Annotated in this window: 7 protein-coding genes; 3 read left to right on the forward strand and 4 right to left on the reverse strand. The window is 73.8% G+C overall.

The genetic code is table 11. The features are described from left to right. Positions 1-29: 29 nt before the first annotated feature. The gene (locus ACZ6QO_RS24190; RefSeq protein ID WP_465853858.1) at positions 30-2387 is read right to left on the reverse strand and encodes an ATP-binding protein; all 2358 of its coding nucleotides are present in this window, start codon (positions 2385-2387) and stop codon (positions 30-32) included. 772 nt (positions 2388-3159) lie between these two features. Here ACZ6QO_RS24190 and ACZ6QO_RS24195 point away from each other — a divergent pair. After that, positions 3160-4542: an aspartate aminotransferase family protein gene (locus ACZ6QO_RS24195; protein ID WP_465853859.1), complete on the forward strand. Its 1383-nt coding sequence runs from the start codon at positions 3160-3162 to the stop codon at positions 4540-4542. 43 nt (positions 4543-4585) lie between these two features. Then, positions 4586-8968: a Pls/PosA family non-ribosomal peptide synthetase gene (locus ACZ6QO_RS24200; RefSeq protein ID WP_465853860.1), complete on the forward strand. Its 4383-nt coding sequence runs from the start codon at positions 4586-4588 to the stop codon at positions 8966-8968. Here ACZ6QO_RS24200 and ACZ6QO_RS24205 read toward each other — a convergent pair. Continuing rightward, the gene (locus ACZ6QO_RS24205) at positions 8874-9452 is read right to left on the reverse strand and encodes a TetR/AcrR family transcriptional regulator (protein ID WP_465853861.1); all 579 of its coding nucleotides are present in this window, start codon (positions 9450-9452) and stop codon (positions 8874-8876) included. The genes ACZ6QO_RS24200 and ACZ6QO_RS24205 overlap by 95 nt on opposite strands. A 215-nt stretch (positions 9453-9667) precedes the next feature. Here ACZ6QO_RS24205 and ACZ6QO_RS24210 point away from each other — a divergent pair, with 215 nt between their 5' ends. After that, positions 9668-10606 (forward strand): SDR family NAD(P)-dependent oxidoreductase, encoded by a 939-nt coding sequence (locus ACZ6QO_RS24210; RefSeq protein WP_465853862.1) that lies wholly within the window; start codon positions 9668-9670, stop codon positions 10604-10606. Positions 10607-10644: 38 nt separating this feature from the next. Here the strand turns inward: ACZ6QO_RS24210 and ACZ6QO_RS24215 are convergent, their stop codons facing one another. Together ACZ6QO_RS24215 and ACZ6QO_RS24220 are read right to left on the reverse strand one after the other, a co-directional pair. Further along, positions 10645-11826, reverse strand: coding sequence for an FAD-dependent monooxygenase (locus ACZ6QO_RS24215; RefSeq protein ID WP_465853863.1), 1182 nt, complete (start codon positions 11824-11826; stop codon positions 10645-10647). A gap of 205 nt (positions 11827-12031) precedes the next feature. Beyond that, positions 12032-15178, reverse strand: a complete 3147-nt coding sequence (locus ACZ6QO_RS24220; protein WP_465853864.1) for an ATP-binding protein — start codon at positions 15176-15178, stop codon at positions 12032-12034. Positions 15179-15199: the final 21 nt, after the last annotated feature.

The raw sequence follows: 15199 nt of genomic DNA on the forward strand, positions 1-15199 counted from the left end.
CTCGCCGCCGGCGCCGCCGTCCGGGGCGCTCAGCGCCGCGTACGGGAGGCCGCCGCCCCCGCGCCCTTGGGCGGGTCCGGCGAGGCCTGCCGGCTGTTGTCCTGCGCCGCGGCGCGGCGATCCTGCTCGGCCATCCACACCGCGATCTGCGCGCGCGAGTGGAAGCCGAGCTTGCTCAGGATGTGCTCGATGTGTCCCTCGGCCGTGCGCTGGGCGATGACCAGCGTCGCGGCGATGTCCTTGTTGCTCAGCCCGCGGGCGACCAGCCGCGCGATCTCCATCTCCCTGCGGGTCAGCGGAGACGCCTTGCCCGCGGCCTGCGCGCTCGGGGCGGCGGTCGGGCTCTCCTCCATGGCGTAGGCGAGCGCCTCCTCGAACGACAGCCGCGCGCCCTGGTCCAGCGCCGCCCGGAAGGCGGGCTCGCCGAGCGCCTGCAGGATGCCGGCCTCGCACTCCTCGTGGTAGACGATCAGGTGGCCGAACTGCAACAGCGGCCTGCCGGAGGTCCGCCACATGGTCCACAGCGCGCCGATCAGCCGGGCCGCCCGCTCGTAGTCGTGGGCGGCGGCGGAGATCCACGCCAGCACGTCCACGTTGATGCCCACGCCGAGCCGGTCGTTCAGCGCGCTGTTGCACCGCATGCTCTCCTTCTCCAGGGCGACGGCGCGCGCCATGTCCCCCTCGCGCCAGGCCAGCACGCCGAGGGCCATGAGGGCGTAGGCGCGGTGCCAGCCCTCGCCGCGGGCGTCGCAGACGCGGACCGCCTCCTCGCCGGCCGCGGCCGCCCGCTCCACGTACCTCTTGCGCCCGTAGGTGAGGCAGAGCCTGATCAGCGCCAGCACCTGGCCCCGCTCGTCCCCGGCGGCGCGGTGCCCGGCGAGCGCCTCCTCGTGGAACTTGATCGCAGTGTCGATCTCGCCGCGGTAGACGGCCGTCATGCCCGAGAACAGGGAGACGTACGCGAGCAGGTGGGGCAGTCCCAGCGCCTCCCCCAGTTCCCTGGCCTCGTCGATCATCACCGACGCCGCCTCGTGGTCGCCCATCATGATCGCCATCCAGCCCGCGCAGCACAGCGCCCAGGCCCGCGGCTCGCACGGCGCGGTGACCTTGGCGAGGCCGTCCTCCAGCCAGCGGCGCCCCTCCCCGATCTGGTGCATGGTCTTCCAGTGGTAGAGCAGGTCCGTGGCCATGCGCAGGCCGTCCTCCGCGTCGCCTTCCTCGAAGCAGGAGCTCAGGGCAGCCCGCAGGTTGGCGTGCTCCAGCATGAGCCTGCGCTGCCAATGGAGCTGCGCGGCGGTGAAGATCTGCGCGTGCGCCTGCCGCGCCAGCGCGCGGTAGAACTCGCGGTGCCGGTGCCGCAGCGCCTCCTGCCCGCCGCACTCGGCCAGCCGGTCCCTGCCGTACTGCCGGACGGTGTCCAGCAGCCGGTAGCGCACGCCCACGGGATGCTCCTCGCGGACCAGCACGGACTTCTCCACCAGGCCGCTGATCACGTCCACGACGTCCTCGCGGGCGATGCCGTCGCCGGAGCAGACCGCCTCGGCCGCCTCCAGGTCCAGCCCGCCGGAGAAGACCGACGCGCGGGTCCACATGAGCCGCTCCGGCTCGGTGCACAGCTCGTAGCTCCAGTCGACCAGGGCGCGCAGCGTCTGCTGGCGCAGGGCGGCCGTCCGCGACCCGGTCGTGAGCATCTTGAACCGGTCCTGCAGCCGGTCCAGCAACTGCTGGACGGACAGCGCGCGCAGCCGCACCGCCGCCAGTTCGATCGCGAGCGGGATGCCGTCCAGGCGGCGGCAGATCTGGCCCACGGCGTCGCGGTTGTCGTCGGTGACCGCGAAGCCCGGCAGCACCGCGTCGGCGCGCTCCACGAACAGGCGTACCGCGTCCACCTCCGCGAGCGCCTGGGTGGACAGGTTCGCGCCGTCGTCGTCGGGGAGGGGGAGCGGATGGACGACGAGGGTGCGCTCGCCGTGGATGCGCAGCGGCTCCCTGCTCGTGACGATGATCCGCAACCCGTCCGCGGCGGCCAGGAGGTCTTCGGCGAGCAACGCGCAGTCGTGCAGCAGATGCTCGCAGTTGTCCAGGATGAGCAGGCCCTTCCGGTCGGCCAGGTACTCGGCGGCCGCCGCCATCGACGGGCGGCTGGTCCGCTCCTCGATCTGCAGGACCTCCAGCAGGGTCGGCAGGAGCAGGTCGGCGTCCTCAAGGGCGGACAGGTCGACGAACCAGACGCCGTCGGGGAACGCCCGTTGCACGTCCTGGGCGGTCCGGGCGGCCAGCCTGGTCTTGCCGACCCCGCCGAAGCCGGTGAGGGTGACCAGCCGGGACTTCGACAGCAGCGTCTTGACCTCGGCCATCTCTTGCCGACGCCCGACGAAGCTGGTCACGTCTGCCGGCAATCCCTGTGCCGACCGGCGGCTCATGGAGCTCGATGTCATCACGCTCACCCAGGGCTTCGGGTACGACGGCCGCCCGCGAAACCGCCCTTAGTTCGCAAGACAGCACTAACGCCTTATACCCCCACAGATCGCCGAGCGCACTGACCGAATCGCACGGATCACGTCAGGTCACCGCAAAACTTTGACGAGGACTCCCGCGCCGATGTCCGCCCGGACGGCGACGCGGACGCCCGGCGCCCCGGCACCCCCGCGGCCTTTCTTACCCGAATTTGCCGATTCCCCGCACAAGCGTTCCGCCGGCATCCGGCAACCGGCCGGACGCTCTTTTCCGGTCGATTACTTTCGCCGTCCGTTCGGCCGTATAAAGCCCGCTCCGGCTCAGCGAATCGTATCCCCGCGCGCTCGACGGCGTTCTGCGCCGCGCACTGCGAGGTTTCTCGGCGGCGTTCCCGGCAGCGTTCCCGGTAGGCGACCGCTAATCGCGGGAACCGCGTGCCCGCGCGTGCGCCGCCAAATGCGGGACTTACCGGGATGCGAGGGGGATTGAGGTGTTTGTGCTGGTAACCGGGGTGGAATCGTAACCGTGTACCTGAGGCCATGATTCGCAGGCGGCATCGCGGAAGGCCTCTTCGACCGTCGATCCCGGACGATGTCCACCACATATGCGAAGCCGGCCGGAGAACAGCAGAACAGGAGAACCGCACACGTCGGCCCGCCTTGAAAGGAACCAGCACGTCGGCGGCCTTGAGAGGAGAGCCCGATGAGCCTGGCCGATCCCAGCGCCAAATCCGAGTTTCTTCCGTACCCTTTGGTGGAAAGCGACCTGCCCGGCCCGCGTTCGGCCGAACTGCTCGACCGGCAGGCCGTCCGGGAGTCCAACGCGCGCACCTATCCGCGCCGCCTCCCGATCGCCATCGCCGAGGCGTCCGGGAGCTTCGTGCGCGATCTGGACGGCAACGTCTTCATCGACTTCCTGACCGGCGCCGGCGTGCTCACTCTCGGGCACAACCACCCAGAGCTCGTGCGGGCCGCCACCGCCCAGCTCACCCGGCTCACCCACGGTCTGGACTTCCCCACCCCCGCCAAGGACGCCTTCACCGAGGCGCAGCTGTCGATGCTGCCCGCCCCGCTGCGCGACCGCATGAAGGTGCACTTCTGCGGGCCGACCGGCGGCGACGCCGTCGACGCCGCGGTCAAACTGTGCAAGATCGCCACCGGCCGCGGCGACGTCGTGGCCTTCCAGGGCGGCTTCCACGGCAGCGGCCACGCGGCGATGGCGCTCAGCGGCCTCGTGCGGCAGAAGCAGCCGGTGGCCAACGGCGTGCCCGGCGTCCATTTCTCGCCCTACTCCTACTGCGCGCGCTGCCCGCTCGGCCTGGTCCCGAGCACCTGTGACACCAACTGCGCCGGGCAGCTCGAACGGGCGCTGCACGATGGGAACGGCGGCGTCGCGCCGCCCGCCGCGGTCATCCTGGAGATCGTCCAGGGCGAAGGCGGCGTCATCCCGGCCCGCCGCGCGTTCGTCCGCCGCGTGCGCAGGCTCACCCGCGAGCTGGACATCCCGCTCATCGTGGACGAGGTGCAGACCGGCTGCGGGCGCACGGGCACGTGGTTCGCCTTCGAGCGGTACGACATCGAGCCCGACGTGATCGTCGCGTCCAAGGGCCTGAGCGGCATGGGCCTGCCCGTGGCGATCATCCTCTACGACGGCAGGCTGGACGTGTGGGCGCCCGGCGCGCACATCGGCACCTTCCGCGGCAACCAGCTCGCCTTCGCCGCCGGGACCGAGGCCGTGCGCGTCATGCGCCGCGACGACGTGCTCGGCAACGTCCGCAGGCGCGGCGAGCAGATCGCCGACCGGCTGGCCCCGCTGACGGCCAACCCGTGGGTGCGGGAGGTGCGCGGCGTCGGCCTGATGTGGGGCGTGGAACTGGCCGACCCCCGCGACGGCGGCCCGGCCACCGAGCTGGCGCACCGCGTCCAGGGGGCCGCCCTGCGCCGCGGGCTGATCATCGAGGTCGGCGGGCGCGCGGACTGCGTCGTGCGGATCCTGCCGCCCCTGAACGTGACCGCCGACGTCGTCGAGACCGCGTGCTCCATCCTCGTCGAGGCCATCACCGCGTGCTGCCTGGTGGCGGCCTGACGGTCCGGGATCACGGGGACCCGCGGGGGTTGATGGAGGCAGCATGACCAGACAGGCCGATGTCCAGGACGTCCGGCACGCCGGGCCGGGGCGCGGAGACGCCCCCGCCGGGCACGTGCTGGTCGGCGCGGGCGGCGCGTACGCGGCCCGGCGGCGCGACGGCGAACGGCTGGACCACCTGTTCGAGGAGCTGTGCGACCGGCTGCGCGCCGCCGGGGAGCACACCCGGACGGCGGTGGACGCCGGAGAGGTCACGCTCACCTTCGGCGAGCTGGACGCGCGGGCCAACCGGCTCGCCCGCCACCTGCTGCGGCAGGGCGCGCGCCCCGGCGATCGCGTCGCGCTGGTCCTCGACCGCGCCGTCTGGTCCTACGTCGGCATGCTCGCCGTCCTGAAGATCAACGCGGCGTACGTGCCGCTGGACGCGGGCTTCCCCGCCGACCGGCTCGCCTACATCGTGCGGGACGCGGGCGTGCGCACCGTGCTGACGCTGTCGCACCTGCGCGACCGCGTCGAGCACCTCGACGCCGCCGTCCTGTGCCTGGACGAGGCCGAACCGCTGATCGACGCCGAGGACGGCGGCCGGCTCACCGCCGAGGAGCGGGGAGCGCCGGTCACAGAACGGGAGACGCCGGCCGGAGAGCGGGGAACGCCGATCGGAGAGCGGGGAACGCCGATCGGAGAGCGGGGAGCGCCGGCCGAGGAGCGAGGAGCGTCGGCCGGTGAGCAGGGGGTGCCGGACGGGGAGCTGTGCTACGTCGTCTACACCTCCGGCTCCACGGGCCGGCCCAAAGGCGTGGCCGTCGAGCACGCCTCGATCTGCAACTTCGTCCGCGTCGCCGTCGACGCGTACGGGCTGGCCCCCGGCGACCGGGTGTACCAGGGCATGACCATCGCCTTCGACTTCTCGGTCGAGGAGATCTGGGTGCCCCTGCTGTCGGGGGCCACGCTCGTGCCGCGCCCGCCGGGGGCGACGCTGCTCGGCCGCGACCTGTCGGACTTCCTGCGGGCCCGCGCGATCACCGCCCTGTGCTGCGTCCCCACTCTGCTGGCCACCCTGGAGGAGGACCTTCCGGGCCTGCGCTTCCTGCTGGTCTCCGGCGAGGCGTGCCCGGCCGACCTCGTGCGCCGCTGGCACCGGCCGGGCCGCCGATTCCTGAACGTGTACGGCCCGACCGAGGCCACCGTCACCGCCACCTGGGCGGTGCTCGACCCTGACCGGCCGGTGACGCTCGGCGTCCCGCTGCCGACCTACGCCGTGGCCGTCCTGGACCCCGCCGAGCCGCGGGCGCTGCCCCCCGGCGAGCTCGGCGAGATCGGCATCGCCGGCATCGGGCTGGCCCGCGGGTACGTCAACCGCGACGACCTCACAGAACGCGCCTTCATCCCCGACTTCCTCGGCATCCCGGACAACCCGTCCGGCCGCATCTACCGCACCGGGGACCTCGGCCGGATCAACGACGACGGCGAGATCGAGTACCACGGCCGCATCGACACCCAGGTGCAGATCAACGGCTACCGGGTCGAGCTGTCGGAGATCGAGTCGGTGCTGCTCCAGGTGCCGGGCGTCGCCCAGGCCGTCGTCGACACCTACGAGCCTGAGCCGGGCGTGGTGGAACTCGTCGCCTACTACAGCGTCCGCGACGACGCGCCCGAGGCGGACCCCGAGCGGATCTACCGCGAGCTTCGCGCGCGCCTGCCCGGGTACATGATCCCGGCCTACCTGGAACCGCTGCCCGGCATCCCGATGCTGCTGAGCACCAAGGCCGACCGCAGGAACCTGCCGCCTCCCACCGGCCCACGCGGCCTGTCCACCGCGCAGCCCTACGCGGCCCCGTCGACCGCCGCCGAGCGCACGCTCGCGGACGTGCTGGCCGGCGTGATCGGGGTGGAGCAGGTCTCGGTCGACAGCCACTTCTTCGACGAGCTCGGCGCGAACTCGCTGCTGATGACCCGCTTCTGCGCCAGGGTCAGGGAACGCGCCGGCCTGCCGCCGGTGTCGATCAAGGACGTGTACCTGCACCCCACCATCCGCGCCCTGGCGCTCGCTCTCACGGACGGCGCGCCCGCGGCCGGGCCCGCGGCCGAGGCGCCGGCCGCGCCGCCGCCGACCCCGGTCCGGGCGGGCACCGCCGAGTACCTGCTGTGCGGGCTGCTGCAGGCGCTGCTGTTCCTCGCCTACACCTTCCTCGGCGCGCTGCTGCTGGACCGCTGCTACCGCTGGGTGTCCGGCGCGTCCGGCGCGGCCGAGGTCTACGCCCGGTCGGTCGCGGCCGGCGCGGCCGTCTTCGCCACGCTGTGCGCGGTGCCGATCGCGGCCAAATGGACGCTCGCCGGCCGGTGGAGACCCGGCACGACCATCAGGGTGTGGAGCCTGGCCTACCTGCGGTTCTGGACGGTCAAGACGCTCGTGCGCAGCAGCCCGCTCGCCCTGTTCACCGGCTCGCCGCTGTACGTGCTGTACCTGCGCGCGCTCGGCGCGCGCATCGGTCGTGGAACGCTGATCCTGTCCAGGAACGTGCCGGTCTGCACCGACCTGCTGACCATCGGCGGCGGGACGGTGATCCGCAAGGACTCCTTCTTCACCTGCTACCGGGCCCGCGGGGGCGTGATCGAGACGGGTCCGGTCACCATCGGCGAGGACGCCTTCGTCGGCGAGCGGACGGTGATCGACATCGGGGCGTCCATCGGCGACCGCGCCCAGCTCGGGCACTCCTCGTCCCTGCAGTCCTCCCAGTCGGTGCCGGACGGCGAGCGCTGGCACGGGTCGCCCGCCCAGCCGGCCACCGCCGACTACCTGGCCCTCGAACCGGAGCGCTGCGGCCGGTGGCGCACCGTCCGCTTCGGCGCCATGCAGCTGCTCACCACCCTGGCCGTGTACCTGCCGCTGGGCATCGGCGGCCTGTACTGGCTGAGCACGCGCTTCCCCGTCCTCACCGAGCCGGCCGCGGGCGGCACGGCGGCGGGGCCCAGGGACCTGACGTCGTGGCCGGCCTGGCGGGACGCGCCGGCCGTCTCGCTCGTCGTCTACTTCGGCGGGCTCGCGGCCGCGATGGTCCTGGTGGCGACCGTCCCCCGCCTGCTGCGCCCCGCCCTGCGCGAGGGACGCGTGTACCCGCTCTACGGCTTCCGATACTGGGCGCACCGGGCGATCGCCCGGGTCACCAACGCGCAGATGTTCACCCACCTGTTCGGCGACAGCTCCTGGATCGTCCACTACCTGCGCGCGCTGGGATACGACCTGTCGAAGGTGGAGCAGACCGGGTCCAACTTCGGGCTGCAGCACAAGCACGAGTCCCCGTACCTGACCACCATCGGCAGCGGCACGATGGTGTCGGACGGGCTGTCGATCGTCAACGCCGACTTCTCCGCCGGGACGTTCCGGCTGTCGCGCGCCACGATCGGCGCGCACACCTTCGTCGGCAACGACATCGCCTACCCCGCGCAGAGCCGCACCGGCGACAACTGCCTGCTCGCGACCAAGGTCATGCTGCCCATAGACGGGCATCTGAGGCGGGACGTCGGGCTGCTCGGCTCCCCCTGCTTCGAGATCCCGCGCTCGGTGCAGCGCGACGCCCGCTTCGACCACCTCAAGACCGGCGAGGAGCTGCGCCGCCGCCTCGCCGCCAAGACCCGGCACAACACGGTGACCATCGCGCTGTACCTGGTCAGCCGCTGGCTGCACGTCCTCGGCCTGGTCCTGCTGGCGATGGCCGCCGCGCGCCTCTACGACGCCGCCGGCGCGGCGGCGATCGCCGCCGGGATCGTGGGCGCGGTGGTGTTCACCACTCTGTACTTCGCGCTGGCCGAACGCCTGGCCACCGGCTTCCGCGCGCTGACCCCCCGGTTCTGCTCGATCTACCAGCCCTACTACTGGTGGCACGAGCGGATGTGGAAGCTCACCAACCCGCTGTACCTGGACCTGCTCAACGGCACCCCGTTCAAGAACCTCGCCTGGCGGCTGGTCGGGGTGCGCGTCGGCCGCAGGGTCTTCGACGACGGCTGCTACATACCGGAGCGGACGCTGGTCACCGTCGGCGACGACTGCACCCTGGCCCAGAAGAGCCTGATCCAGGCGCACTCGCTGGAGGACGGCACGTTCAAGTCCGACCACATCGCGATCGGCGCCGGTTGCAGCATCGGGACCAACGCCCTGGTCCACTACGGCGTCCGCATGGGCGACGGCGCCGTCCTGGACCCCGACTCCTTCCTCATGAAGGGCGAAGAGCTCGCCCCGCACGCCCACTGGCGCGGCAACCCCGCCGTCCCCGCGGCACCCGCCGCGCCCCCTCCGAAGGCCATCGCCGACCAGGACGGGCGGGCGGAGGCGCTCAGCCGGGGGTTCCGTAGCGGAGGCCGTCCAGCAGGAGGTCCAGGAGGCGGCCGGCTTGGGCGCGTTGCCCGGGGGCGCCCGCGGCCAGGGTGACGCCGCTCAGGGCGGTGAGCACGTCGGCGGGCGCGACGTCCGCGCGCAGGACGCCCGCCTCGGCCCCCGCGCGCAGCAGGGTTTCGCCGGCGCCGATCAGCCGGTCGCGGCTGTGCGCGTACGGGTCGCCGCCGGAGGCGATCACCGCGCGCAGCGCGTCGGCCATGCCCTGCTTGGTCGTCATGTAGTCCAGGAAGCGATCGGCCCAGGCGCGCATCGCCTCGACCGGCGGCATGGCCTCCAGCAGCTCGGGCACGGCGTCGCACAGCCGGGCGAGCTCGTTGCGGTAGGCCGCCTCGACCAGCGCCTCGCGGGTGGGGAAGTGGCGGTAGAGGGTGCCGATGCCGACGCCCGCCGCCTTGGCGATCGCTTCCAGCGTCACATCGGGCCCGTCGTGGGCGAACGCGCGCACGGCGGCGTCCAGAAGCCGTTCGCGGTTGCGCTGGGCGTCCGCGCGAAGCGGCCGTGGGCCGGTGACCGACACGATGCGTTCCTCCTCGCCCGTCCGCCGGCGCCCTGGCGGGCGCGGGCCGCAGATCTCCGTCTGGATTTCCCTGCGACCGTCCCACACGCAGGCACGATTTGCTAACCGGAGGAAACTCCGATTAGAGTCCGTCTAACTGGAGGTTCCTCCGATTCAGCGTACCGCGTGGGTCTCCCCATCAGAATCGCTCAACGAAACCAGGCACCGTCATGACCATGACACCTCGCATCACCACCCCGTTCAGCGCCACGTCCACCGCCGCCGAAGTCGTGGACGGCATCGATCTCACCGGCCGCCGCGCCATCGTGACCGGCGGGGCCTCGGGCATCGGCATCGAGACCGCGCGGGCGCTCGCCGGCGCGGGCGCGGAGGTCACCCTCGCCGTCCGCGACCTCGGCGCGGGCGAGCGCACCGCCGAGGACATCACCGCCGGCACCGGCGGCAAGCCGGTGCGCGTCGCGGCGCTGGACCTCGCCGACCGGGCCTCGGTCGCCGCCTTCGTCGCCGCGTGGGACGGCCCGCTGCACATCCTCGTCAACAACGCCGGCGTGATGGCGGCTCCGGAGACCCGCACGCCGGAGGGCTGGGAGCTGCAGTTCGCCACCAACCACCTCGGCCACTTCGCGCTCACCACCGGCCTGCTCCCGTCGCTCGCGGCGGCGGGCGGCGCCCGCGTCGTGTCCGTCAGCTCCGCCGCCCACCTGCGCTCGCCGGTCGTCTTCGACGACATCCACTTCCGGGACCGTCCGTACGAACCGTGGGCCGCCTACGGCCAGTCCAAGACGGCGAACGTGCTGTTCGCGGTCGAGGCGACCAGGCGGTGGGCGGACGACGGCGTCACCGTCAACGCCCTGCACCCCGGAGCGATCCGCACCAACCTGCAAAGGCACGTGTCGGACGAGGAGCTCGCGCGGCTGCGCGCCCAGACCGGCGGCGCGGCGGCCAGCTGGAAGATCCCTGAGCAGGGCGCCGCGACGTCCGTGCTGGTCGCCACCTCCCCGCTGCTGGAGGGCGTCGGCGGGCGCTACTTCGAAGACTGCGAAGAGGCCGGGCCCCACCAGCCCGGCACCCGCACCGGAGTGGCGGCCTACGCCCTCGACCCGGAAGCGGCCGCCCGCCTCTGGCAGGTCTCCGAGGAGTTCCTGGCCTCCTGACGCCGCACCGGCCCCGGGAGGGGCGCCATGCCAGGGGGTCACGCGTGGCGCCCGGGCCGGCCGGGCGCCAGGGACGGGTAGTCCGGCAGGTCGATGTTGGTGGCGAACATGTCCGTCATCTTCAGCATCCCCTTGAGCAGCAGGCGGCTTCTGAAGATCAGGTTGCGCATCCTGATCCTGCCGGGCGTGCCCGGGGCCAGGAACGGACCGGCGTTGCCGTTCTTGGCGATCTTCGCGTAGGGCCGGACGAGCTCCTCGTAGCGCTGGAACGCGGCGCGATGGTCTCCGCCGGCCAGCGCGAGCTCGCCGGCCAGGACGTAGGCGCCGACCACGGCCAGGCCGGTGCCGAACCCGGCCAGCGTGTTGCCGTACGCGGTGTCGCCGACCAGCGCGACGCGCCCCTTGGCGTACCGCTCGACGCGCACCTGGCTGATCGAGTCGAGGTACAGGTCGTCCGCGCGCCGCACCTGCTCAAGGATCGCCGGGGTCCGCCCGCCCATCCCGGCGTAGGCGCCGATCACGATGCGCTTCATCTCCTCGACGTCGTAGCGGTCGTAGGCGAGCTCCGGGGAGGCGAAGACGAAGAAGGCCGGCGACTTGGGTCCGCCGCTCGCGACCATCCTGCCCGGCTCGTTGTACATCTGCGGGACCCCTCCCACGGGCTCGGGAAGCTCGGCGAGCGCGTAGTAGTGCCCGAGGAAGCGGACGTGGTCGCGCTCCGGGCCGAACGCCAGCCTGCGGACGTTGGAGTGCATCCCGTCGGCGCCCACCACCAGGTCGAACGTGCGAGGAGCGCCGCGCTCGAACGTGACGTGCACCCCGCCCGGCGCCTCGGTGAGCGAGGTGATGGAGTCGCCGAAGACGTACTCGCATCCGGCCGCGGCGCTCCGGTCGTACAGCAGCCGGGCGAGGTCTCCGCGCCGGATCTCCAGCGCGCCGCCGGAGAACTCGGCGGGGAGCACCGCCAGCCGGCGGCCGTCCGCGTCGACGATCTCCTGGTCGGTGCCGCCGGTCCGCATGCGGCGGACGTCCTCCAGGATTCCCATGCGGCGCAGCACCGTCAGGTGCGTCTCGCCCTTGAAGTCGACGGCCTGCCCGCCGGGCCGCAGGGCCGGCGCCTTCTCCACGACGGTCACGGTGAACCCGTACCGCCTGAGCCACCAGCCGAGCGCGGGGCCGCCGATGCCTGCCCCGGAGATGAGAATGTTCGTGTTCTCCATGTCCCCGAGCCTGGACGCGACCGCTGACAGCCCGGCGACAGCCCGCTGACAAGCCGGCGCGGTCCTGTCAGCGCCGCCGGCTCCCCACCCAGGGACGGGCGAGGCGGCGTCGCCGGGTCACCGGCGCCGGGTGAGGGAGACGTCGGGTCACCGGCGCCGCGCGAGGGGTACGTCGCCGGGGCATCGGCCGAGGGCGGGTCGCCGGTCAGGTGAGGGCGGCCGTCGCCTGGTCGCGGGGCAGGGCGGCGCCCTCGGCGAAGCGGGCCGCGAAGGCGGCGGCGCCGATCAGTTCCGTGGCGCCCGCGGCGACGCGGGCGACGTCGCGGTCGCCGGTGACCGCGGTGCCGCGCAGGGCCACCCCGACGCCGAGCAGGTACGCGGCCCGCTCGCCCGCGCCTTCGAGCAGGGCCGCCCCGGCGTGGCCCTCGGCGATGTCGGCCAGCTCGGTGGCCACCACCCGCGTCTCGCGCGCCAGGCGCAGCGCCTCCCCGTGCCGGCTCACGGCCTCGGCGAGGTCGCCCTCCGCCTCGGCCAGCCGTCCCAGCGCGGTGTGCACCAGCGGCCGGACCCCCGCGGTGGCGAAGGGCCCGACGGCGGCCGCGTCCAGCGCGGCCCGGTAAGCCTCGCGCGCCACGGCGTGCTCCCCGGACAGCCGGGCCAGCTCGCCGCGGCCGAGTTCGACCCAAGGAGACCGGCGCGACGGGCTGGTCACGCGTGCCAGCTCGGCGGCGCGGACGAGGTCGGCGCGGGCCGCGGCGAAGTCGCCCTCGCGCAGCAGCCCGCCGGCCCTGCGCCACAGCACGTCCACCGTCTCGTCGAGGGCGCCGAGCTGTTCGTGCAGGTCGACGGCCTGTCCCCACAGCAGCCTGGCCCGCGCCCACTCGCCGCGCCAGCTCGCGAGCAGGGCCAGCCATTCCAGCGCCTGCGCCATCCCCCACCGCTCCCCCAGAGCGCGGAAGCCGGACAGCGTCGACTCCAGCTCGCGCTCGGCGCCGGACGGCCCGCCGTCGATCAGGAGCAGCAGCGACATCCCCAGCCGCGACGCGGCCCTGCTCCACGGGTCGGGGCCGAGCAGCCGCCCGCGCCGGGCGGCGGTCTCGGCGTCCGGCGGCCCGGCGATCATCCCCCACAGCGCGTTGGTGAACGGGTAGCGCACCTCGTGGCCCAGCGTCCGCATGATCCGCTCGGCCCGCGCCCACTGCTCGGGAGGGGCGTGCGGCACGGCGTTCAGCACGCACAGCACGTACTCCTCCTCCAGCCCGGCGGGCGGCCCGTCGCCGAACCGTTCGAGCAGCCGCAGCGCCGAGGAGGCCGCCTGGACGCGCCGCCCGCTCAGCCACCAGTACGCGGCCAGGGCCGCGACGAGCCCGAGCCCGGTGGCCGGATCGTCCTGGACGGCGTGCTGAAGCGCGGCCCGCAGGTTGCCGGACTCGGCCGACAGCCGGGCCAGCCATTCGAGCTGCTCGGCCCGCCGCAGCCAGGGGTCGGCACGCCGCGCGAGATCGAGATAGCAGGCCGCGTGCTCGGCCCGCACCCGCGGCAGCTCCCCCGACTCCGCCAGCCGCTGCGCGCAGAACAGGCGGATGGTGTCCAGCATGCGGTAGCGGCCGCCGTCCGCCTCGACGAGCGACTTGTCCACCAGGTCGGCCAGCAGTCCGGCCACCGGGCCGGGCGGCTGCTCGCCGTCGCCGCACACCCGCTCGACCGCCTCCAGCGTCGCGCCCCCGGAGAACACCGAGAACCGCCGGGCGAGCGCCTGCTCTCGCGTGGTGAGCAGGCTCCAGCTCCAGTCGACCACCGCGTGCAGCGTGCGGTGCCGCGCCGCCGCGGTGCGGTCGCCGCGGGACAGCAGCGCGAACCGCCCGTGCTCGCCCAGCCGCTCGGCGATCTGCGCGGCGGTGAAGGACCTGAGCCTGGCCGCCGCCAGCTCGATGGCCAGCGGGAGGCCGTCCAGCGTCACGCAGATCTCGGCGAACTCCGGCCGCATCGTCACGCCGGGGCGCACGGCGGCGGCCCGCTCCATGAACAGCCGCACCGCGGGGTAGGCGAGCGCGTCGTCGCCGTCCACGCCCGGAGGCGGCACCGGGAGCGGCGCCAGCGGGACGAGCATCTCGCCGGTGAGTCCCAGCGGCTCCCGGCTGGTGCACAGGACGGCCAGCGCCGGGCAGGCGTCGAGCAGCCGGCGGGCCAGCGCGGCGGCCGCGTCGACCAGGTGCTCGCAGTTGTCCAGGATGAGCAGCAGGTCCTGGTCGGCGAGCGCCGCCGTCAGCCGCTCGGCGGGGTCGGCCCGGCCGAGCGCGGGTGACCGCAGCCCCGTCTCGCGCAGGCCGAGCACGCTCAGCACGGCCGGCGGGATCTGGTCGCCGTCCTCCAGCGGGGACAGGTCGACGAAGCAGGCCTCCCTGCCGCCGCGGCGGGCCGCCTCGACGGCCAGGCGGGTCTTGCCGGTGCCTCCCGGGCCGGTCACGGTCACCAGCCGGTGGCCGCGGAGCGCGTCCAGGCGGGCCAGCTCCTCCTCGCGCCCCACGAAACCGGTGAGCGGCGCGGGCAGCCCGCCCCGCGGCCGCCTCTCCCGCTCGTCCCTTCCCTGCTCGTCCCTTCCCTGCTCGTCCTTCCCCTGCCCGTGCTCGCCGCGCAGGATGGCCACGTGCAGCGCGGCGAGCTCCGGCGCCGGGTCGACGCCCAGCTCGTCGGCCAGCAGCCGCCTGACGTCCTCGAAGACGGCGAGCGCCGCGGCACGTCGCCCGGAGGCGTGCAGCGCCCGCATGAGCTGGCCGGCGAACCGTTCTCGCAGCGGGTGCGCGGCCACGAGCCGCCGCAGCTCGGCGACCGAGGTGCCCTCGGGCAGGGCCAGTTCGGCCTCCACGAGGTCCTCTCGCGCCGACAGCCGCAGTTCCTCCAGCCTGGACGCCTGCGGCGGCGCGAACGGCACGTCCGCCACGTCGGCGAGCGCGGGACCCCGCCACAGCGCGAGCGCCTCGCGCAGCACGGTGGCGGCCTGTTCGTGCCGGCCGGCGACGAGGAGCCCGCGCCCCTCGCGGGCCAGCAGCTCGAAGCGGTGCGCGTCGACGTCCGCGGGGTCCACGGCGAGCCGGTAGCCCGCGTCGTCGAACTCGATCGTGCCGGGAGGAAGCGCTCTGCGCAGCCGCGACACGTGCGCCTGGACGGCACCCGCCGCGAGCGCGGGCGGCCGGTCGCCGTACTGGCCGTCGATCAGCCGCGCCACGCTGACCGGCCGACCGGCGTCGAGCAGGAGCAGGGCGAGCAGCGCCCGGGGCCGGAGACCGGCCACGGAGATCGGCTCGCCGTCCTTCGTACGCGCCTCGACCGGCCCAAGGATGCCGAACCACACAGATCCGATCGTATTGCCCAG

Source organism: Sphaerisporangium sp. NPDC049457, assembly GCF_055586705.1.

Bases quoted from the DNA above. Each gene is read 5' to 3' on its own strand.
- ACZ6QO_RS24195 (WP_465853859.1), top strand. From the start codon at position 3,160: ATGAGCCTGGCCGATCCCAGCGCCAAATCCGAGTTTCTTCCGTACCCT.
- ACZ6QO_RS24215 (WP_465853863.1), bottom strand. From the start codon at position 11,826: ATGGAGAACACGAACATTCTCATCTCCGGGGCAGGCATCGGCGGCCCC.
- ACZ6QO_RS24210 (WP_465853862.1), top strand. From the start codon at position 9,668: ATGACACCTCGCATCACCACCCCGTTCAGCGCCACGTCCACCGCCGCC.
- ACZ6QO_RS24200 (WP_465853860.1), top strand. From the start codon at position 4,586: ATGACCAGACAGGCCGATGTCCAGGACGTCCGGCACGCCGGGCCGGGG.